General features: G+C 38.3%; 20 protein-coding genes. 7 read left to right on the top strand and 13 right to left on the bottom strand.

What is annotated here, in order from left to right; genetic code table 11:
• Positions 1 to 22: 22 nt before the first annotated feature.
• The 12 genes from DKZ56_RS04250 to DKZ56_RS04195 all read right to left on the bottom strand — a co-directional run bounded on the left by DKZ56_RS04250 (position 23) and on the right by DKZ56_RS04195 (position 12,763).
• Positions 23 to 673 carry a YczE/YyaS/YitT family protein gene (locus tag DKZ56_RS04250; RefSeq protein ID WP_208651528.1) on the bottom strand — a complete coding sequence of 217 codons (651 nt, stop codon included), beginning with the start codon at positions 671 to 673 and terminating at the stop codon, positions 23 to 25.
• 21 nt (positions 674 to 694) lie between these two features.
• On the bottom strand, positions 695 to 1,207 hold the full coding sequence (gene ybaK / locus DKZ56_RS04245) for a Cys-tRNA(Pro) deacylase (protein ID WP_425471049.1): 513 nt from the start codon (positions 1,205 to 1,207) through the stop codon (positions 695 to 697).
• Between the two features lie 90 nt (positions 1,208 to 1,297).
• On the bottom strand, positions 1,298 to 1,768 hold the full coding sequence (locus DKZ56_RS04240) for a hypothetical protein (RefSeq protein ID WP_208651527.1): 471 nt from the start codon (positions 1,766 to 1,768) through the stop codon (positions 1,298 to 1,300).
• A gap of 148 nt (positions 1,769 to 1,916) precedes the next feature.
• Complete coding sequence (locus tag DKZ56_RS04235) at positions 1,917 to 4,094, bottom strand: DNA topoisomerase III (protein ID WP_208651526.1); 2,178 nt, start codon at positions 4,092 to 4,094, stop codon at positions 1,917 to 1,919.
• Between the two features lie 293 nt (positions 4,095 to 4,387).
• Positions 4,388 to 5,023 carry a YdhK family protein gene (locus tag DKZ56_RS04230; RefSeq protein ID WP_208651525.1) on the bottom strand — a complete coding sequence of 212 codons (636 nt, stop codon included), beginning with the start codon at positions 5,021 to 5,023 and terminating at the stop codon, positions 4,388 to 4,390.
• Positions 5,024 to 5,169: 146 nt separating this feature from the next.
• The gene (locus tag DKZ56_RS04225; protein WP_208651524.1) at positions 5,170 to 7,590 is read right to left on the bottom strand and encodes a heavy metal translocating P-type ATPase; all 2,421 of its coding nucleotides are present in this window, start codon (positions 7,588 to 7,590) and stop codon (positions 5,170 to 5,172) included.
• A gap of 105 nt (positions 7,591 to 7,695) precedes the next feature.
• Positions 7,696 to 7,902, bottom strand: a complete 207-nt coding sequence (gene copZ, locus DKZ56_RS04220) for a copper chaperone CopZ (protein ID WP_208651523.1) — start codon at positions 7,900 to 7,902, stop codon at positions 7,696 to 7,698.
• Positions 7,903 to 7,917: 15 nt separating this feature from the next.
• Positions 7,918 to 8,223 (bottom strand): metal-sensitive transcriptional regulator, encoded by a 306-nt coding sequence (locus DKZ56_RS04215; RefSeq protein ID WP_425471039.1) that lies wholly within the window; start codon positions 8,221 to 8,223, stop codon positions 7,918 to 7,920.
• Between the two features lie 96 nt (positions 8,224 to 8,319).
• A complete protein-coding gene (locus tag DKZ56_RS04210) occupies positions 8,320 to 9,444 on the bottom strand; it encodes a Ger(x)C family spore germination protein (protein WP_208651522.1) in 1,125 nt (374 codons plus the stop codon).
• Complete coding sequence (locus DKZ56_RS04205; protein WP_208651521.1) at positions 9,422 to 10,534, bottom strand: GerAB/ArcD/ProY family transporter; 1,113 nt, start codon at positions 10,532 to 10,534, stop codon at positions 9,422 to 9,424. Before DKZ56_RS04205 ends, DKZ56_RS04210 begins: the two co-directional genes overlap by 23 nt.
• The gene (locus DKZ56_RS04200) at positions 10,531 to 11,874 is read right to left on the bottom strand and encodes a spore germination protein (protein WP_208651520.1); all 1,344 of its coding nucleotides are present in this window, start codon (positions 11,872 to 11,874) and stop codon (positions 10,531 to 10,533) included. Before DKZ56_RS04200 ends, DKZ56_RS04205 begins: the two co-directional genes overlap by 4 nt.
• Before the next feature lie 334 nt (positions 11,875 to 12,208).
• On the bottom strand, positions 12,209 to 12,763 hold the full coding sequence (locus tag DKZ56_RS04195) for an NADPH-dependent FMN reductase (protein ID WP_208651519.1): 555 nt from the start codon (positions 12,761 to 12,763) through the stop codon (positions 12,209 to 12,211).
• 314 nt (positions 12,764 to 13,077) lie between these two features.
• Between DKZ56_RS04195 and DKZ56_RS04190 the strand changes: the two genes are divergently transcribed.
• The 6 genes from DKZ56_RS04190 (at position 13,078) to DKZ56_RS04165 (ending at position 17,001) form a co-directional block, all read left to right on the top strand.
• Positions 13,078 to 14,124 (top strand): PseG/SpsG family protein, encoded by a 1,047-nt coding sequence (locus tag DKZ56_RS04190; protein ID WP_208651518.1) that lies wholly within the window; start codon positions 13,078 to 13,080, stop codon positions 14,122 to 14,124.
• Between the two features lie 174 nt (positions 14,125 to 14,298).
• Positions 14,299 to 14,670, top strand: coding sequence for a response regulator (locus tag DKZ56_RS04185; RefSeq protein ID WP_208651517.1), 372 nt, complete (start codon positions 14,299 to 14,301; stop codon positions 14,668 to 14,670).
• Between the two features lie 3 nt (positions 14,671 to 14,673).
• Positions 14,674 to 15,564, top strand: coding sequence for a cyclic di-GMP-binding domain-containing protein, MshE-related (locus DKZ56_RS04180; RefSeq protein ID WP_208651515.1), 891 nt, complete (start codon positions 14,674 to 14,676; stop codon positions 15,562 to 15,564).
• 112 nt (positions 15,565 to 15,676) lie between these two features.
• Entirely contained in the window at positions 15,677 to 15,862 is a 186-nt protein-coding gene (locus DKZ56_RS04175; RefSeq protein WP_208651514.1) for an SE1832 family protein, read from the top strand.
• 234 nt (positions 15,863 to 16,096) lie between these two features.
• Positions 16,097 to 16,507, top strand: coding sequence for a transcriptional regulator Spx (gene spx / locus DKZ56_RS04170; protein ID WP_208651512.1), 411 nt, complete (start codon positions 16,097 to 16,099; stop codon positions 16,505 to 16,507).
• A gap of 44 nt (positions 16,508 to 16,551) precedes the next feature.
• Positions 16,552 to 17,001, top strand: coding sequence for a MarR family winged helix-turn-helix transcriptional regulator (locus DKZ56_RS04165; RefSeq protein ID WP_208651511.1), 450 nt, complete (start codon positions 16,552 to 16,554; stop codon positions 16,999 to 17,001).
• A gap of 271 nt (positions 17,002 to 17,272) precedes the next feature.
• Here DKZ56_RS04165 and DKZ56_RS04160 read toward each other — a convergent pair whose 3' ends face one another.
• Positions 17,273 to 17,815 carry an RNA polymerase sigma factor gene (locus tag DKZ56_RS04160; RefSeq protein ID WP_208651509.1) on the bottom strand — a complete coding sequence of 181 codons (543 nt, stop codon included), beginning with the start codon at positions 17,813 to 17,815 and terminating at the stop codon, positions 17,273 to 17,275.
• A 223-nt stretch (positions 17,816 to 18,038) separates the two neighbouring features.
• Here DKZ56_RS04160 and DKZ56_RS04155 point away from each other — a divergent pair, with 223 nt between their 5' ends.
• Complete coding sequence (locus DKZ56_RS04155) at positions 18,039 to 19,418, top strand: dipeptidase (protein ID WP_208651507.1); 1,380 nt, start codon at positions 18,039 to 18,041, stop codon at positions 19,416 to 19,418.
• The last annotated feature ends 71 nt before the right edge of the window (positions 19,419 to 19,489 follow it).

The following is a 19,489-nucleotide window of genomic DNA, read 5'->3' as shown; positions in this document are numbered from 1 at the left end:
AAGTTTTCAAATATGTAGTTCATCATCGCATTTGAATAAATGGCTTCGTTCCTTCCAGCGACTCTTCGCCGATGCATTTTAACAACAGCCCTTGGCAATAAGGCAAAGCAAATTGTACTATATAGCCGGAACCAATGGCGATAATGACCGTACCAATGCCAAACGGGCCTCCTAACAGCCAACCGATTACCGCCACGATCAATTCAATGGACATGCGGGCAATCTTAATGCTTCCCCCTAGTTTTTCCACAATCCACATCATCAACCCATCTCTAGGTCCAGATCCTAAATTCGGCGAAATATACATTCCCGTGCCAAAACTTAACACAAAAATCCCTGCAATAAAATAAATCAGCTGAAAGGAAAAAGAATCTGTATCAGGCAAAAGCCAATAAAAGAAGTCGATGAATACTCCTGTTAGAAGCATATTAAGCCATGTACCGATTTTCGGGAAACTTCTGTACATGAGGGAAGTAAAGGCAACAATAATGAGCCCTGTAATAATCACCCATGATCCAATCGATAAACCAATTGTTTTATATAAAGCAATATGCAGCACATCCCATGCATTGACCCCTATATCCTCTCCCTTAATGATCATTGTTATGCCTAATGACATAATCATTAAGCCGATGAGATAAAATCCCCACCTCCATAAATACATTCTCCTCATCCCTATATGCCTTCTTTCTATCTATGTATTAAATTTGGTAACAGGTGCAAATTTCGCACACACCATTTCCGCCAATTCTTTAGGGTCCAGTTGAATTTGCAGCCCTATTTTCCCGCCGCTGACGATGATGTAATCAAGTTGCTCTGCAGATTCATCAATAAAGGTTGGAAACAGCTTTTTCATGCCGATTGGCGAACAGCCTCCTCGCACATATCCGGTTGTTGCAAGCAAATCTTTTAAAGGCAGCATGTCCACTTTCTTTTCTCCCGCAACTTTCGCAGCTGCTTTTAAATCCAACTCCGCTTCTACAGGAATAATAAACACAAACATTTTGCCCGGTCCTGCCGTTGTCACAAGAGTTTTAAAAACATGATTTGCTGGATGCCCGATTTTCTTTGCCACTGATACCCCATCAATAACTCCTTCTGATTCATATGTAAGCACTTGAAACGCTACCTTTTTTTGTTCCAACTGACGAATTGCATTTGTTTTTGCCATTTTCTTTTTCGTCAATTCCATCACCTTCATTTTCATCAATGCATACTAATCATAACAAAAAGGCAAGTGTTTGAAAAATTCATTAAAAAAAATCGTTCCATGATGGAAACGTTTTGGCAAAGGCATTTATGCAGTTTGCGAGAATATCGGCTCATATAAACGAAATTGATTTTGCGCCAAGTTCATTTGAAAAGTGTAGGTATTAATCGCTTTTTGATACATTCTTTTTTTGAAAATCGGACTTTCTAATATTTTATTAAACGACACTTTCTGCCCTTTGCTCTGCTGAAAATTTTTAAATAACCGATTCCCTTCTACCATTTTCTTCGTTTTTGCATTTTGGGCCAATGGGATTTGACTAAAAGGAGTATAGGATAATAGCTGGAAATATTCCTTTGAAACTTCTTCTGCCTTTGGTTTCTCATTCGTCTCTTCTGGATTTTCTAATAAATGTTGAAACAATTGGTTAATCTTATTTCTCGCATACAAAAAATCACGGTTCTTTCTATAGGCTTCCTTCATTTCTTTGCGCAGTAACAAACGCTTCTTTTCTTCTATCGGATCCACTTTTTCAACAAAACGATGATTTACTTTCATTTTACACACCACTTTGTAAAGTTTCTGAATAGTGAGTTTATTCTATCATTATTATTATAAAATGTTTTGAAACAAAAAAATATTATTTTTCCATAGTGCTTTTCTATCAAAAAACTAGGTGGCTTTTGAACCACCTAGTTTTCAAACGCTAATCAAGCTTTAATTTTTTTAATGCTTCGGCAAGGGCATCATTAATGAAAGTCTCTTCTTTCTTTAAATATTTTTGCAGTGTGCGCTTGTCTACTTTGCCGCTTGTTTGATGTTTTCGTTTTTCTTGGAATGTGGACCATTTTTCACGGAATCCGCATTGGCAAACGAGAATTTTCCCTTCCCCTTCTCCGTGCAATTCCATCTTTTTATGGCAATTTGGACAGCGGATGTTTGTAAATTGAGAAATCGTTTTGCGATAACCGCATTCCCGATCTTGGCAAACAAGCATTTTTCCTTTTTTTCCGTTTACTTCGAGCATCCATTTTCCACATTCCGGACAAGTTTTCGTTGAAAGGTTTTCGTGCTTATATTTTTTATCGCTTGTTTTAATTTCATGGACAATTTCTTTTGTATACTGCTTCATTTCGTTAAGGAAGGCTTCTTTTCGCATTTTGCCCTTCGCAATTTGCTCAAGCTTCATTTCCCATTCTGCAGTAAGGGCTGGAGATTTTAAATCTTCCGGCACAAGGTCTAAAAGTTGTCGGCCTTTGGAAGTTAAGTAGATTTCCTTTCCGCCCCGTTTTTCAATCATGAAGCTGTTGAATAACTTCTCAATAATATCTGCGCGTGTAGCCACCGTTCCAAGCCCACCTGTGGATTTTAAAGTTTCGGCGAGCTTTTTATTGTTCGAGTCCAAATATTTCGTTGGATTTTCCATTGCGGAAAGCAATGTCGCTTCCGTAAAACGGGAAGGCGGTTTTGTCATTCCTTCCGTCATTTGGATTTTTTGAATTGAAAGCAGATCTCCTTTTTCAATAGGCGGCAAAATTTGTTCGCGAATTTCTTCGTCATCTTCTTCCACTAAATCGTTCGCAAATACTTTTTTCCAACCGGGATTTAGGATGTTTTTCCCTTTGGCAACAAAAAATTCATCCCCGATTTTGGCATGAATCGTCAGCTGCACATATTCCGTTGGTGGAAGAAGCACCGCAAAGAAACGCTTAACGACTAAATCATAGATTTTGCGTTCTTTATCCGTAAATTTAGATAAGTTTGGCGACTGCTCCGTCGGGATGATGGCATGGTGGTCGCTGACTTTCGCATCATCTACAAAGGATTTGTTGGCTTTAATCGGCTTTTTCAAAATTTCATTGGCAAGCGTCCGATATTCCCCAACTCCGCAAGCTTTAAGTCTTTCTGGAATCGTTGAAACAATATCTGATGAAAGGTATCTGGAATCAGTTCTTGGATAAGTTAATACTTTATGATGTTCATAAAGCTTTTGCATGATATTCAACGTTTCTTTTGCGGAAAAGCCAAAGAGTTTATTGGCATCCCGTTGTAATTCCGTCAAGTCGTACAATGCAGGTGCGTAGGATTTTTTTGACTTTTTCTCAACTGCTTCCACAACTGCATGTTGGCCTTGTAATTTTTGGATGATCGTTTGAATTTTGTCTTTATGGAAGCTTCTTGTATTTCCAGATGCATCTTGCCAAGTGAGTGTCACTTTGTCGCTGATAGCCTGTATACCATAGTACTCTTTTGGAACAAAGTTTTGAATTTCTTCCTCCCGCGCAGCGATGATGGCTAGAGTCGGCGTTTGCACCCGTCCGCAGTTTAATTGGGCATTATATTTTGTTGTAAGGGCCCGAGTCGCGTTTAATCCGATATACCAATCCGCTTCCGAACGAGCTACGGCAGAGGCATATAAGTTTTCATAGAGCTTTCCTGGTTTTAAATTTTTAAACCCTTCTTTAATGGCTTTATCTGTCACCGATGAAATCCATAGGCGTTTAATAGGTTTCCGAACGTTCGCTTTTTCGATAATCCAACGGGCCACAAGCTCCCCTTCTCTTCCAGCATCCGTTGCAATGATAATTTCGCTAACATCTTTTCGATGAAGTTGAGTTTTCACCGCGTTGAATTGCTTCGCTGATTGCTTGATGACCATAAGTTTCATTTCTTTTGGCAGCATCGGCAAATCTTCAAGTCTCCATGTTTTATATTTCACATCGTAATACTCTGGGTCGGCAAGGGTTACTAAATGCCCAAGAGCCCAAGTGACGATGTACTGATTTCCTTCCAAATAACCGTTGCCGCTTTTATTGCATTTTAAAACACGGGCAATATCACGGGCCACTGACGGCTTTTCGGCTAATACTAAGCTTTTTCCCATAGATTACATCCTTTCGTAAGTCATATGATAACTATAGCATATCTCGGGATTTCATTCATTTGAGAAAGAGATGGGCATATACTATGCAAGAGACATTTGTTGAAACAATTTAGAAAAAGGAGAATTCGGTTTCACTCCAATTCTCCATTTCCATTTTTATCTAAATCAAGCATTCATTATCCTAATTGCTGTTTTCCCTGGCATATTGCACATCATTTGCTACACCGCAGTAGCAATAATTTGAGGCTGTCCTAAAAGTTTTATACTTTCTGGACAGCCCCTGGATGAAAGCGTTATTTAGCAGGCGATAATTCACTTTCTTTAAGCCATTGATAATTTTCTACCGTTTGCCCTTCTTTATTTACATAATCTACCATATAGACTACCGTTTCTTCAACGGTATCAATGACTCCTTCCGCCCCTTTCATGCCTTCTTCCCGGTCAGCTTCAATAATGACTTTTGACCCTACATCTAATGTCTTTTCGCCAAGAGAATCAATTTCTTCCCGAACAAACCATTTTTTGTTCTCTTCCGGTTCTCCTGTTGTGGATTCATAAGAAATCGAATAAACGGTAGTTTCATAAGCGCCGACAATCGTCCCTTTCGAACCTTGCATATCATCATCGTGGGCAGCATTGATGATGACTTGATCGCCGACTTTAAATTTCGGATTTTTTGCTTCTTTTAATCCTTCTGGTATTTTGCCCCACGTAGAATGGATCACATCTGCATGCCCTAATTCACCGTCCATGTTATCTCCGACGACTTTATCCCCATCCACTTGATTGTTTGTCACATCCACATCTTCGCTATTTAATAATTCCGTTGGTTTTTTTTCATTTTTAACCGATACATTTTCCGTATCTCCACAGGCAATTAATAAAAAGAGGCTTAATATTGCTGTAAATACAAGAAGCTGCTTTCTCATTGGAATTCCTCCTGTTGATGTTTGCTCTGTTTACAGCATTTGCATTTCATAGGGATTTATGCGTGGGAAATAGAAAGTTGCAACGCGGTCAACCAAAACGGAAAAATAAAAATCACGACCAAATCTGATCGTGATTTTTTCTATAATTAATGATTTAATTTTACTTTTTGAAGACGCAGTGCATTCAAGACAACGGACACGGAGCTGAAGGCCATTGCTGCTCCGGCCACCCATGGAGCAAGGAAGCCTGCTGCTGCAATAGGAATGCCGAGCGCATTATAGGCAAAAGCCCAGAACAGATTTTGCTTAATGTTCCTTATTGTTTTGCGGCTCATTAAAATCGCATCGGCAATGCTGTTTAAATCGCCGCGGATGAGCGTGATATCCGCTGATTCGATGGCTACATCCGTACCAGTGCCAATCGCCATGCCAATATCCGCAACGGCTAAAGCAGGAGCATCGTTGATTCCATCACCAACCATGGCCACCTTTTTCCCTGTATTCTGTAATTTCTTAATTTCTTCCGCCTTTTGTTCAGGAAGTACGTCCGCAATCACGTAATCAACACCGACTTCTTCACCGATTGCTTTGGCAGTCCGTTCATTGTCCCCCGTAAGCATGATTACTTCAATGCCCATTTCCTTCAACCGCTCGATTGCTTGTTTCGATGTTTCTTTCACCGTATCACTGACCGCCACTAAACCAGCAAACTCGCCGTCAATACTTGCAAGCATCGCCGTTTTCCCTTTTTCCTCAAATTGTTCCATTTGGGATAAAACCGGCGTTATATCCACAAGATTGGCTTGCATGAATCTTCTATTTCCAACAAGCACTTTTTTCCCTGCTACGATTCCCTGCACACCAAGTCCCGGAATGGCTTGAAATTCCTGAACTTCTTGTAAAGCGATTCCCCGTGCTTCAATTCCTTTTACAATCGCTTGGGCCAACGGATGTTCCGACTGCTTTTCCACAGAACCAATAAGAGAGAGGAAAGTCAGTTCATCTTTGCCTGCTGCCAGCACCACGTCAGTTAGTGCAGGCTCGCCTTTAGTGACGGTTCCTGTTTTATCAACTACCACCGTGTCAAGCTGGTGGGTTTGTTCAAGATATTCGCCACCTTTGAATAAAATGCCGTACTCTGCCGCCCTGCCGGTACCTGCCATAATGGATGTCGGTGTGGCAAGACCCAATGCACATGGACAGGCAATGACGAGCACTGAAATCATTGCTTCTAAGGCTGGCGTCACTTCTCCCGGTGCAATGAAGAAAATCCAAATCACAAATGTAATGACGGCAATTCCCACAACAATGGGCACAAAAATGCCAGAAATTTTATCTGCTAAACGCTGGATTGGCGCTTTTTTTCCTTGGGCATCTTCCACCACTTTAATAATTTGCGCAAGAGCCGTATCTCTCCCGACTTTTGTAGCTTTCATTTTGATGAAGCCGTTTTTATTGATGGTGGAGCCGAACACTAGGGAACCAGCCGTTTTATCGACAGGAATGCTTTCACCTGTTAACATCGATTCATCAACAACCGTATTTCCTTCTATTACTTCGCCGTCCACCGGAATTTTCTCGCCGGGCTTCACAAGGATGATATCTCCCACTACCACTTCTTCAAGGGGAATTTCCTTTTCAACTCCATTTCTGACCACTCTCGCTTGTTTTGCCTGCAAGCCCATTAGCTTCTTAATCGCTTCAGAAGAACGCCCTTTTGCTTTTGCTTCAAACAATTTCCCTAAAAGAATTAAAGTAATTAACACTGCGCTCGTTTCAAAATAAAGCTGTGGATGCACAGTAGTGGATTCAAAGGTTTTAATGGTTTGATATAAACTGTAAAAATATGCAGCGGATGTGCCGAGAGCCACCAATACATCCATATTTGCGCTGCCGTTTTTCAATGCTTTAAAGGCGCTTGTGTAAAATTGCCATCCAATAATAAATTGCACAGGTGTAGCAAAGGCCATTTGCACCCATGGATTCATTAAAAAATCAGGCATATATATAAAAGAAGTAAAAGGAAAATGACCGACCATTGTCCATAACAATGGCACTGAAAGAATGGCTGCTGCGAGAAATTTGATGAATTGCTTTTTCATTTCCTGCTCCCGAAAGTCAACCGTTTCCTTCTTATTATCTTCAAGGTGGGCGCCGTAGCCCAATTTTTCAATCCGTTGAATGATATCGGAAACGTTCACTTCAGCAGGGTTAAATTCAACCGTTGCATTTTCTAAAGCCAGGTTGACAGTCGCATTAGTCACGCCAGGCATTTTGTTAAGTCCTTTTTCAATACGATTGGCACAAGCGGCACAAGTCATCCCTGTAATGACGAGTTCCTTTTTCTCTTTCACCACGCCATAGCCTAAATCTTCAATTTTCTTTTCCAAGTCTTTAACGCTAACTTGGTTCGGATCATATTGTATCGTTGATTTTTCTAATGCTAGATTGACATTGGCATTTTCCACACCAGGCATTTTCTTTAACCCTTTTTCAATGCGGTTGGCGCAGGCTGCACAAGTCATTCCTGTAATTTGAAGGGTTGTTTCTTTCAAATTTTTATTCATTATGGCTCACCCTGTCGATATTGTCACAAAATCAGAAGATATGTTCACAAAATCAGTCATTTTCGCCACCAAAATTGTCGTTACGTTCACAAAATCCGTTGAATATTATTCCACATCATAGCCTTGGTCATCGATTGTCTCTTTGATTTGTTCTAAAGTAACTTTGGATTGGTCAAATGTAACATTCACTTGGCCCGCTTCTAAATTTACTTTTACCTCTTGTACACCGTCTAATGCGCCGACGCTGCCTTCCACTGCTTTTACGCAATGATTGCAAGACATTCCTTTTACGTTTAATGTTACAGTTTCCATGAACACTCCTCCTCTTTATTTTTTCATTAATTTTTGAATTGTTACGATTAATTCATCAAGTATTTCTTGGTCGCCTTCTTGTAGTCGGCTGACGACACATCCTTTAATATGGCCTGCCAATAAAATTTTCGCCACACTATTCAGCGCCGATTGAGTAGCTGCAATTTGTGTGATGACATCATCACAGTAAACATCCCGTTCAATCATACCTTTAATGCCCCGAATTTGTCCTTCAATCCGATTTAAACGGGTTATTAAGTCCCTTTTAACATGGTCTGGATGATGGCTTCTTCGGTAGGAACAATTTTCCAGCTTTATCAACCTCCATTTCTTAAATTCATTATACAATACCCATGTATGGTATGTAAATGAGAAACAAAAGGATCCCTCTCGGTTGATCCTTTTGCATAGAATTTGCTATTGAATACTTCCGGTACTTTTCAAACTTGAATCTACCTTGACTTCTACATCGGCGTTTTGAAAAGCAGAAAGCCATTCCTTGTCGTTCATTCGATTTTTCGGCAGCGTATGGGAATTTAAGCTTAAACCAAAACCAATGGGATCATACCCTTCTCTTTTCAGCTCATTAATAATAGAAGTTACTTTTTCCTTCATTTCCTCATCCAATAGTTTACTGTATCTAGGCAATTCTTTATTCCTCAAAGAATTTTTTGATTCTGTAATAATTCCTGCAAGCTTAATATCCACCTTGATGGACACTTTATGATTATCTTTTATATCTACCGTGTAGTGGGGTTTAATCGTATCAAGTCTGGTAACAAAAAGCTCATCTTCCCTTTTCACCTCATAAAAAATACTTTTTGCCTCATTGGAAAGCAATTTGACAAGCAATGTTTTTTCGGAATCCAGTTCGTAAGGCGGTTTATCTTCCTCTAATACAATCGATTTATTAATAATAAAATGAGTTTTTGATTCATCCATTTCAACAATAGGCAAGATTGGACTAATTCCGTCCTCTTTCATTCTTCTTCTGAAATCAAAGACAAAGGAAGTGACAATGTATGAAGTTTCCGCCCCGCTATTGTCAAAATAGTTGAAAATGGTCGGCTGCAATGCGGTTTCTCCTGCAGGGGCAAATTTTACTATTTCTTCTGCATTCGGTCTGCCCACCGCAAAATAAGAAATCATTTGAATATCCGGCCTCCGGATTAGAAAATCCAAAATGACCTTATTTTTTTTGTTTTGCAGCATTTTCTCGCCAACTACAATCAGCTTCGAATGTCCAAAATCCAGTTCTTTATCAATATGAGATTCCAATAGAGAAATCGTTTCATCCATGGTCAATCCTTCTTTAATCAGATAGGTATATTCCGGCGCGGGGTTTTGCTTAAAAGAACTCGTCGGCACATAAAGTTTTAAAATGATTTTATAGGGCTTATCCGGATTCCCTGATTCATCAATCCCAATCATTGAAACAAAGACCATCTTATCAATATCTTTAAACTCCCCGCAGCCTGAAAGCAGGATTAGAGAGGAAATAGAAGCCAGGATGAAAAATTTAGTTTTTACTGTCTTTAGCACCTTTCATCCTCCTAGCAATGTAAAAAAGTAAAAAAATCATGGTAACAAAGTTTACAGCGGTTAGATTAAAAAAGTATTTCGAATACTGGAACAATTGATACTCTGTCAACGTTACAATCAAAAATAAAGAAGCAGCTGTAAAAAAGAGGATAATGATCAAATAACCAATCGGAATGTCTTTATACTTTATTTTCTCTAATCGGAAGACAAACTTAAACAACTCGACTGCCACATGCCAATGAATCAAGATACTCAAAAAAGCCATGGACAAATTAAGAAGCAGAAAGACGTAGACTAACCGTTCAATTAAAAAGAATTTCATTCTCATGGAGTCACTCGTTGCGACCCATGGGTAGACCAACTCATCAATTGACTTTAAACCGTGAAACCCCATTGGAATAAAGTAAGTGGTAAAAATCGTTGCAATGGAGCTAAAAGCAACCACTATTATCTGTTTCAAACCAAAGTTTTGTTTTTGCGTAAAGAAACGGTTAAAAATGACGAGATTCACCACACCAAGGGATAAAAAAATGCAGGCAGTTATGACATTCATATTCGGCATTTCCACCACATGCAGCATGGCCGCTTTAATAAAATCCCAATCTAAACTTTTGCTTGTATAGGCTTTAATAATAATAAAAATGATAATAGGGAAATTTATTAAAAAAATGATTTCAATTGTATATAACACTCGATCCGTTTTCATAAAGCATCCAAAAATAATCGATGCAATTAATGTCAATCCAATAAGCATGATGGGAATATCAGGCGTTAAATATCGTATTAGCAAAAAGGTGTAAGTGATTAAAGTACTCGCCCCTGCTACAAACCACATGATGGCCATAAAACAAAGCAATGGATAATAAAACCATTTTGGCATTGTTTTCACTAATAATTCGGGAAAAGTCATCCCCGGGAAGGCGTTGAAAAATTTTGTATAAATGACCACAATGACTAATCCTAACATTGCCCCGACAATTAAAGCGGAAACAGCCCCATCTTCCCTATAATAGAGAAGAATGGTAGGAACAGCGGAAATAATATTGGCAATCATATTAATCAAAATTAAATAATAATAAAATCGACTCAAGCCTCTCCCTCCGACTTCTTGTTCTCTTTACGGTAGTTATACACTCTTAAAAACGGTTCCCCAAAGCTTGTTTGATTCACGAGATACATAACGAGGCACAAAAATCCAAGGGTGAGGCCGGCCAACCCAAAAATACTTGCAACGACAATCAAAAGCAGCCGGACAATGCGGATGGCAAAAGCCATTTCATTTACAGGAATAACGAAGGTGGAAATCGCAACGGCTGATACGATAATGACCATAATGCTTGAAGCTAGGGCCGCTTCCGTCACAGCTGTACCTAAAATCAAACCTCCAACCGTTGCTGCTGTGGCACTGATGGCTTTTGGAAGACGAATACTCGCCTCAAGCAAAAGTTCCATAAAAAAAAGCATGAACAGAACTTCTACAAAGGATGTAAACGGAACCCCCATCCGGCTCCCTGCAATGGTCAACATGAATTCCGTCCTAAAAACTTCAGGAGAAAAGGAGGCAGCTCCAATATAAATACCTGGAAGCAAAAGACATACAAAAATCCCAAGATACCGCAGCAATTTTAAATAATTAGAAATCACAAAGGTATGATAGTTATCTTCCATAGTTGTCATAAAATCAAAAAATACAACAGGAGCCATCATACATTGTGGACTTCCGTCGACGAGCAGCACAATTTTCCCTCCGGCCAGATTATAAACAATCCGGTCAGGCCGCTCTGTTAAAAGCATTTGAGGGAATAAGGAAAAACGCTTTTGGTTTAAAAAATTACTGAATTGAGGGGATTCTGTAATGACCTGCTTATCAATTTCCTTAAGTTTTTCTTTAATCATTTCTAATGCCGTTGTTTTCACTTTTTCCTGATCGTAAATAACGGCTACTTTCGGTTTGTTCACTTCCCCTTTCAAAAAATATTCAATGGTTAAAGAAGGCTCGTGATAAAAGGAGCGAATGATGTTAATATTAGTCATTAAATTATCGCTCAGGGCGAGTTCCGAACCATGGATGGTTGTTTCAACAGAAGTGGAATTGACATCGCTATTTTTTGACAACTTGAAGTCAATAGCATACAAGTTTTCTTGAATTTCAACGAGTACATTCCCTTCCATGACATATAATAGCCCTTCTTCTTTTGAAGGCACTTCTTGAAATTGCGGCAAGGCCATTAAATATACCTGCAATTTTTCTTCTGAATCGATTTCAAAAAACGGTTGCAGAATGTATTTCTGAAACAATTCCTGGTCGATTAGAGATTTAATGTATAATACGGTTATTTTTTTATTGTCCAATTCCAATGGTTTGTATGTTAATTCAACCGTATCGTTAAATTGGTTCATAATCCATGAAAGGATTTCCTTTGAAGACATTGGCTTTTATCTCCAATCTTCTTTAGAGTAATAACAGCTCTAGTTATAGAATATCCAAAAATAATCCAACTATTACGTACTTCTTATAAGTTCAAAAAAAGCATATATTAGCCATGCGAAGGAAACTTCCATATAAAAATAAAAAAAGGCTGTCCAGAAAGTCGAACACTTTCGGAAACAGCCTTACTTCTTATAGTAATATTCTCTTAAAAACTTTCCCTGCGGTGGTCACAAAACGTGCCTCCTCGTCGCAATTTTTCTGCGGCGAAAGAACTACATCCGCAAAGGGGGCGTCTTGAAATGACTTTTCAGACGCCCCTTTTCTACCCAAAGCTTAATGTTTATCGATGGGTTCTTTCGCCAACGTTTGGCTCATTTTGCAGTATTGGACAAACACGCGTGCTAATTCCCGCAGACGTTCATGAATATCTTGGTCAATGATTTGGTCCTTTTCATCAAAATGGGTTGTATGGGTATATACATAATTTGGCGTCACTAGACAGCGGAAATAATCCAAAATTGGACGGAATTGATTTTCCACGACTAAATGGTGCTGGAACGTACCTCCATTTGCCACAATGGCTGCCGGTTTGTATCGCAATGCTTTCGGCGGCAGCATATCAAGCGCATTTTTTAACACGCCCGGAATAGAGGCTTGATAAATCGGTGTAGCAAATATATAGCCATCCGCTTCTTCAAATTTTTGTATCATCATTTTCATATCATCATTAAGCGGGCTTCCATCTAAAATTTGATGTTTTAATTTCGAAAAATATAATATTTCCAATTCCAAAACGGAATCAATTTCTTTAATATATTGTTCCACCTGTCTTAATAGTGCACCCGTCTTTGTACCAAAAACTGTACCATCTACAAGCAGAATTTTCATGTTGCAAATCCTCCATCATATAGGTTCTTCCATTTGTCTATTGTAGCAAATGCACAAATCTTTCGATAGGAAACGGATTAGAAAAAGAAAAAGTTCAGTCTTAAGGCTGAAAATTGAAGAGCTTTTCTAAACTTCTGCAGATTCTTCTGTTTTTATGAAATCCCTCAAATTTTTTTAAAATTCTTGCCGACCTCAAAAATTTTCTTGCATCTTCTAGCAAAATATTTACGCCAGCCATATAAATTTTATTTTTAACACATACTTTCAAATCTTTCACCATATTTTAATTAATGATTGGGAAAGGATGGGATTGTATGCAGAAGGAATTGAGTAAAAACCAGAAGAAGAAAATCGCCTTTATTGTTGAATATAATGCAATGAAAGGTTATTACCCTTTTGAAAGAGCGAGCATTCTTGCAAAGCAATTAAGCGATGAAGAAGAGGTTGCGATATTTCTAAAAAGCCCGAAGGATGAAGCATTGGAAATCTTCACAGATGCACAGCTGTCGCCAATCATTTACGACCATCTAAATGAACTAGTTAAACACTTGAAAGAATTTGAACCAGATTTAATTATACAAGAAGGAAAAGATACGTACACTGACTATGTTGAAACGATACGCCATTTCTGCAAAACGCTTGTGCATTTCGATGATTTTGGTGAAGGTGCAGAACTTGCCGATTGCAATATTATGTCCATCATAGAAGAAGTAAGGGAAACCACATCTCAAAACATTCTTGCAGGAAGTTTTGCTTTCGCCGTTTCCGATACATTGAAAGCCATTGCCGAATCTAGAGTATCCAACGAATTATCAAACCCACCACATATCGTTGTTGCATATGAAGATGGCGACCCCAACAACTTAACATACCGCACTCTGCGCCACTTAACCCACTTGCAAATCCCACTAAAAGTAACCATTGCACTCGATCGAGAATACTCGCATTCCATCAGCGACTTGCAATTAATGGCCTTAAGCAGTCGAAACACGAAAATTTTCAAAGATGACAAACCGCTGGAAAAATTATTGCCGGAAGCGGATATCGTCATCTGCAATGCTAACTATACGCCATATAAAGTAGCTGCTGTCGGCATTCCTTGCATTGTCAGCGCACAAAATGAACGGGAGTTAAACAATACCTTCCCTCGCGAAAACAATGGATTCATCAACTTAGGTTTGGGTCGAAAAATGAAGCAATCCAATATTCAAAATGCAGTGATGGAATTATTGCTTCATGAAGCAAGACGGGAAAGAGCTGTTCGAAAACAAATTCAATTAGAAATCCAAGACAATAATGAAGTTCTTAAATCCTTGTTATTAGATTTTGCCTATGAACGGCATAATATTGTTTCCTTATAAAATTATATTTCCATACTTACTATATTATTTTATCCACCTCAGCCGATTCCAATTTTGAATCGGCTTATTTTTTATTGAATTTATATATTTTGTTAAATGTTAAAATTTTTGGATAGCTATATAGAAATTTTCGATAGGTATGTAGTAGTATATATAAAAAAAGGAGCTGATGACATGGATAAAAAAACAGTCCTTATTTGCGATGATTCACTTCTTATAAGAAAAAAGTTAAGAGAAGCTCTAGATTCTTTTAATTTTGAAGCATTCTATGAAGCAGCAAATGGCGTGGCTGCTGTGGAACAAACGAAAAAATATAAACCAAGTTTAGTATTTCTGGATATCGTGATGCCTGAAATAGATGGCATTGAAGCACTTAAAGAAATCAAAGCCATTAACCCGGATACTAAAGTGATTATGGTTTCTTCCGTTGGTACAAGCGGCAAATTGAAAGAGGCCCTTAAATACGGGGCTTATGACTTTATTCAAAAGCCAATTCAAATCGATACACTTGTAAAAATTGTAGAAAAAGCCTTAAAGGAGGGATAAATCATGTTTAGCCAATATTTCGGTCATTATTTATTAAACCGTGGGTTGATTACAAATGAGCAGCTTCAAGATGTGCTAGAGTATCAAGAAAAAGTGCATGTAAAATTTGGAGTTATTGCAGTAGATAAAGGATTGATGACTCCAAGTCAAGTGGAAGAAGTCCATGAAAAACAAAAACAAATGGATAAGCGGTTTGGTGAAATTGCCGTTGAACTTGGATACTTGACGGAAGAACAAGTAGAAGAATTGATTTCCCATCAAAAACGAGGGCATTTATATTTAGCACAAGCGTTGATTGACCGTGGCTATATGTCCATGGAAGAGTTCAGTTCCGCCTTAAATGATTACAAAAAAGAATACAGCCTCTCCACTGAAGATTTTGAAGAAATTCAAAGAGGTAATATTGAAACATTAGTGGAAAACATTTTAACAAAAGGCCATGAAGATATTCGCGAAAAGTTTGGAAGCTATATTTCTCTATTTGCAAAAAATATGATTCGTTTTATTGATCGCCAAACATTCCTTGAAATATCTGAAAATCTACAGCAAGCCAAATGGTTAGTAAGCCAAGAAATCGTGGGCGGCCCTTCCCTATTGACAGCGATAGCAGCAGACGACGATGCATTATTATACATAGCTTCAAAACATGCAGAAGAAAATTTAACTGAGGTTGATGAATTGGCAAAGGATGCTTTTTGCGAATTTTTGAATTTGCATAACGGCATCTATTTAGTCAATATGTCCAATTGGGGAACAGAGCTTTCCATGAACCCTCAAAAATTCAAAGAAAATGTGAAAGTTTCTGGAGAGTTTGTAACAATCACAGTAAAAACTCAAAAAGGCACTTTCCATTTACTTCTTTCTGCTAATCCGGAAAAAGTGGAAGTGCAATAACATTTATATCAATGGTCGAAAGCGGCCATTGATTTTTTTATCCATGAAACTCCCCTTCTTTGTGTTATAATATTGTCGTTGATTCAATGAAATTGAAAGATGGGAGTTATCTATGCTAACAAAACGAGAAATCGAGCAGCAAATTGCCGAAATCAAAATGGATTACATCAACTTGCAAGGCGATATAGAAAAACTTGAAAATACAGGCCATATCAACTCTGTTATGGAAGCAGAACAGAGACTAGCCCGCATGGAAAAGAAATTGGCAGAACTCAACAAACTACTCGCAAAGATGTAACGCTTGCGAGTAGTTTTTTCTTTCAGCGCTACAATAAACTGAAAAATTCTATCAAATTTTCTTAAAAAAAGCGAAACCTTCGCCCAAGCAAAACGTATTAATTAATAGATTAAAGGTTATACATTATTTTTACATCCACTTTCATCAAAATTGACTTCCAAATATCTTACTAGTAAGATATTTAATGCTGAATTTATCCCACTATAATGAAAAAAAATATTGGAGGCGGTAAATATGACAGTTACCATCTATACACAATCCAGTTGTTCATCTTCTCGTAAAGCGATTAAATGGCTCAAAGAACACAATATCCCATTTGTTGAAAAACGCATTACCTCCCAACCACTGACGCTCTCTGAATTCAAAAACATCTTGCGTTTGACAGAAGATGGTACAGATGAAATCATTGCAACCAACTCAAACGACTTCAAAAATTTAAACGTCGACATCGATCAACTTTCCATTCAAGAGCTTTATGAATTGATTCGAGAACATCCTCGTATGCTTCGCAGCCCAATTATCGTTGATGAAAAACGCATCCAAGTCGGTTACAACGAAATGGACATCCGTCGATTTATCCCACGAAAAGTGCGCGCTTATGAATTAAATGAATTAATGAAACATGCGGATGAAGTGGTAAGCTAATCCCCCTTTGACCATATGTAAAATTGAAAGTGGAGCTGAAAATAATGAATAACCAAAGATATGACACAATTTCCGCTCTCTTTGAAGTGGTTTCTTCTCTCGAGCGCAAATGGTCAAATGAGTGGAATCAAATCAATGACTTAGGATTTTCAAAAAACCATATACTCCTTTTGGACTTGCTTGCAAAAGAAGGGCCAAAACGTCCATCTGTCATTGCGGAGCGATTAAAAATTACAACTGGCGGCGTTACGGTTTTAACAACCAAACTATTAAAAGGCGGATATATCCAAAAATCCCAAAGTTCAAAGGATCGCCGGGTTTCCCAAATTGCCATAACGCCAGAAGGAAGAAAAGTATTAGAAGAATCAAAAACCCAAGTGATAGCATTAGTCCATTCGATGTTTGGCATGCTAACAAATGAGGAAATTCAAACATTGCATCACATTTTCGAAAAATGCTTGCAACAATCTCCTCGAAAATATGGAAGGAGTTAAAAAATGTCTATACATCACCCATTTAGGTAAATGCAAGTTGCCAAAAAAGCAGCTTGCATTTTCATTTATAAAATAGAAAGAGGCTGTCCAGAAAGTCGAACACTTTCGGAAACAGCCTTACTTCTTATAGTAATATTCTCTTAAAAACTTCGCTCCTGCGGTGGTTACAAAACGCGCCTTTTCGTCGCCATTTATCTGCGGCAAAAACTCTAGTGACAGCCGCAAAGGGGGCGTCTCAACTTTTCAGACGCCCCCTTGTTAAAAAATCTCCTTATACCGGAACCACATCCAATAAGTTTCGGTCAGAAAGCAGTATCTCTTTCAATCTTTGTTTTGCGCGGAACAAACGGGATTTTACCGTACCAATAGATACCTTCATTAATGTTGAAATTTCCGCTAAGGAATATTGCTCCACATAAAAATACCAAAGAGTTTTTTGATAAATGCTATCGAGTTGCTTCATTTTTTCCTGCACAATTTTGGTTACAACAACTTTTTCAATCTGCTCTTCTGTTGAAACTTCATTATTTGGAACCAAATCTAGTATTGGAACGTCTAATGTTTCAGGTTGACTCATTACATATTTGCTTCTGCGCACATTTTTCCGGTAGCGGTCGCGGAATGTGTTCATTGTAATCGTTGTAAGCCATGCTTTTATATGATCAACTTGTTCCACTTGTTTTTCATTGCGAACAACTTTAACCCAAACTTCCTGCATTAAATCTTCTGCTTCCATTGGATTGCGGGTTAATTTTAAACATAAATGATATATATAACGATTAAACTCCTCATAAACATCAGAAATTCTATTCATCGTTAATTTCCTCCGTATAAGAAACTTTTACTTTCTATATACATTTTCCCAAAAATTTGTATTACACTCTATATGATTAGCTTTCAATTACATTACATTCCTGTAAGATTTCGATTATTGTCATATCTTTTATTACGTTTATCAAAAATTTCTGACATTTGGTTGTAAATTTTATTTATGTGTTATACTAAATTTTAGTAAATTGGAGAAGCGGAGGATTTTTATGGAGTTGCAGCGTTTTCATGAGTATTTTAAGGAAAATCGAGAAAAACATATACAAGAACTATTTGAGTTTTTATCCATCCCAAGCATCAGTTCCCTCTCTGAGCACAAACAAGATGTAGAACGAGCCGCGCAATGGTTAAAACAGCAACTGGAACAATTGAACATTGAAAACGTATCAATTGATGAAACAGAGGGTCATCCGGTCGTTTATGGAGAATGGCTTCATGCGGAAGGAAAACCAACCGTACTAATTTACGGACATTACGATGTACAGCCAGTAGACCCATTAAACTTATGGGAGTCAGAACCTTTCAAACCGGAAATACGCCAAAACAAACTATATGCTCGCGGATCGTCTGATGACAAGGGGCAAGTGTTTATGCAATTAAAAGCCATTGAAGCCCTTTTTGCCATCCTCGGTACATTGCCTGTCAACGTGAAATTCCTTTATGAAGGCGAAGAAGAGATTGGCAGCGCTCACCTTCCTGCATATATTGAAAGGAATAAAGAAAAACTTGCAGCGGATTTTGTATTAATCTCTGATACAAGTATGTACGCCCCTGGAAAACCTGCCATTTGCTACGGACTGCGAGGACTTGCCGGGGTGCAAATTGATGTGCGCGGCGCAAACAGCGATCTTCACTCTGGATTATATGGCGGCGGGGTGCAAAATGCCGTACATGCATTAGTTGAAATCCTTGCGTCATTCCGGGATATAAATGGAAAAATTCTTGTGGAAGGTTTTTATGATGACGTTCGCCCACTTTCTGAAGAAGAACGAAAAGCTTTTGCAGAACTCCAATTTGATGAAGAATCCTTGAAAAAGGAATTGGGCGTGAATGAGTTATTCGGCGAAGAAGGCTACTCCTTCCTTGAAAGAACTTGGGCTCGCCCAACACTTGAAATCAATGGCATTTTCGGCGGTTTTTCTGGAGAAGGAATTAAAACCGTTTTGCCAAATGAAGCAGGAGCTAAAATTACTTGCCGGCTTGTTCCAGACCAAGACCCAGACAAAATTATCGCCCTACTTCGGAAACACGTTGAAAAGCACACTCCAAAAGGTGTAACAGTTTCAGTGACAGAATTCGACAACGGCGCTCCTTATCTTACACCTTTCGACCATCCATTAATTCAAACAGCAAGCCGTTCCTATGAAAAAGTATATCAAGTGCCTACAGCGTTCACTCGCGGTGGAGGGTCCATTCCAATTGTGGCAACCTTCGACCAAATTCTAAATGTTCCCGTTGTGCTCATGGGCTTTGGCTTATCAACAGAAAACTTCCATGCGCCAAATGAACACTTCCATCTTGAAAATTTTGATAAAGGCTTGAGGGTACTGTGCGATTATCTATGTGAAGTGGCAAAATTGAAATTATAATAATAGTCAGTATATTTTATCGTTTTTTAAGTCAATTCACCTCGAATTTTGTCAAACATTATATATATTTT

It is taken from the genome of Ureibacillus thermophilus (assembly GCF_004331915.1).
Taxonomy (GTDB): domain Bacteria; phylum Bacillota; class Bacilli; order Bacillales_A; family Planococcaceae; genus Ureibacillus; species Ureibacillus thermophilus.
Note: the sequence above shows the minus strand (reverse complement) of the source record. Positions and strands in the feature narration are given on the sequence as shown.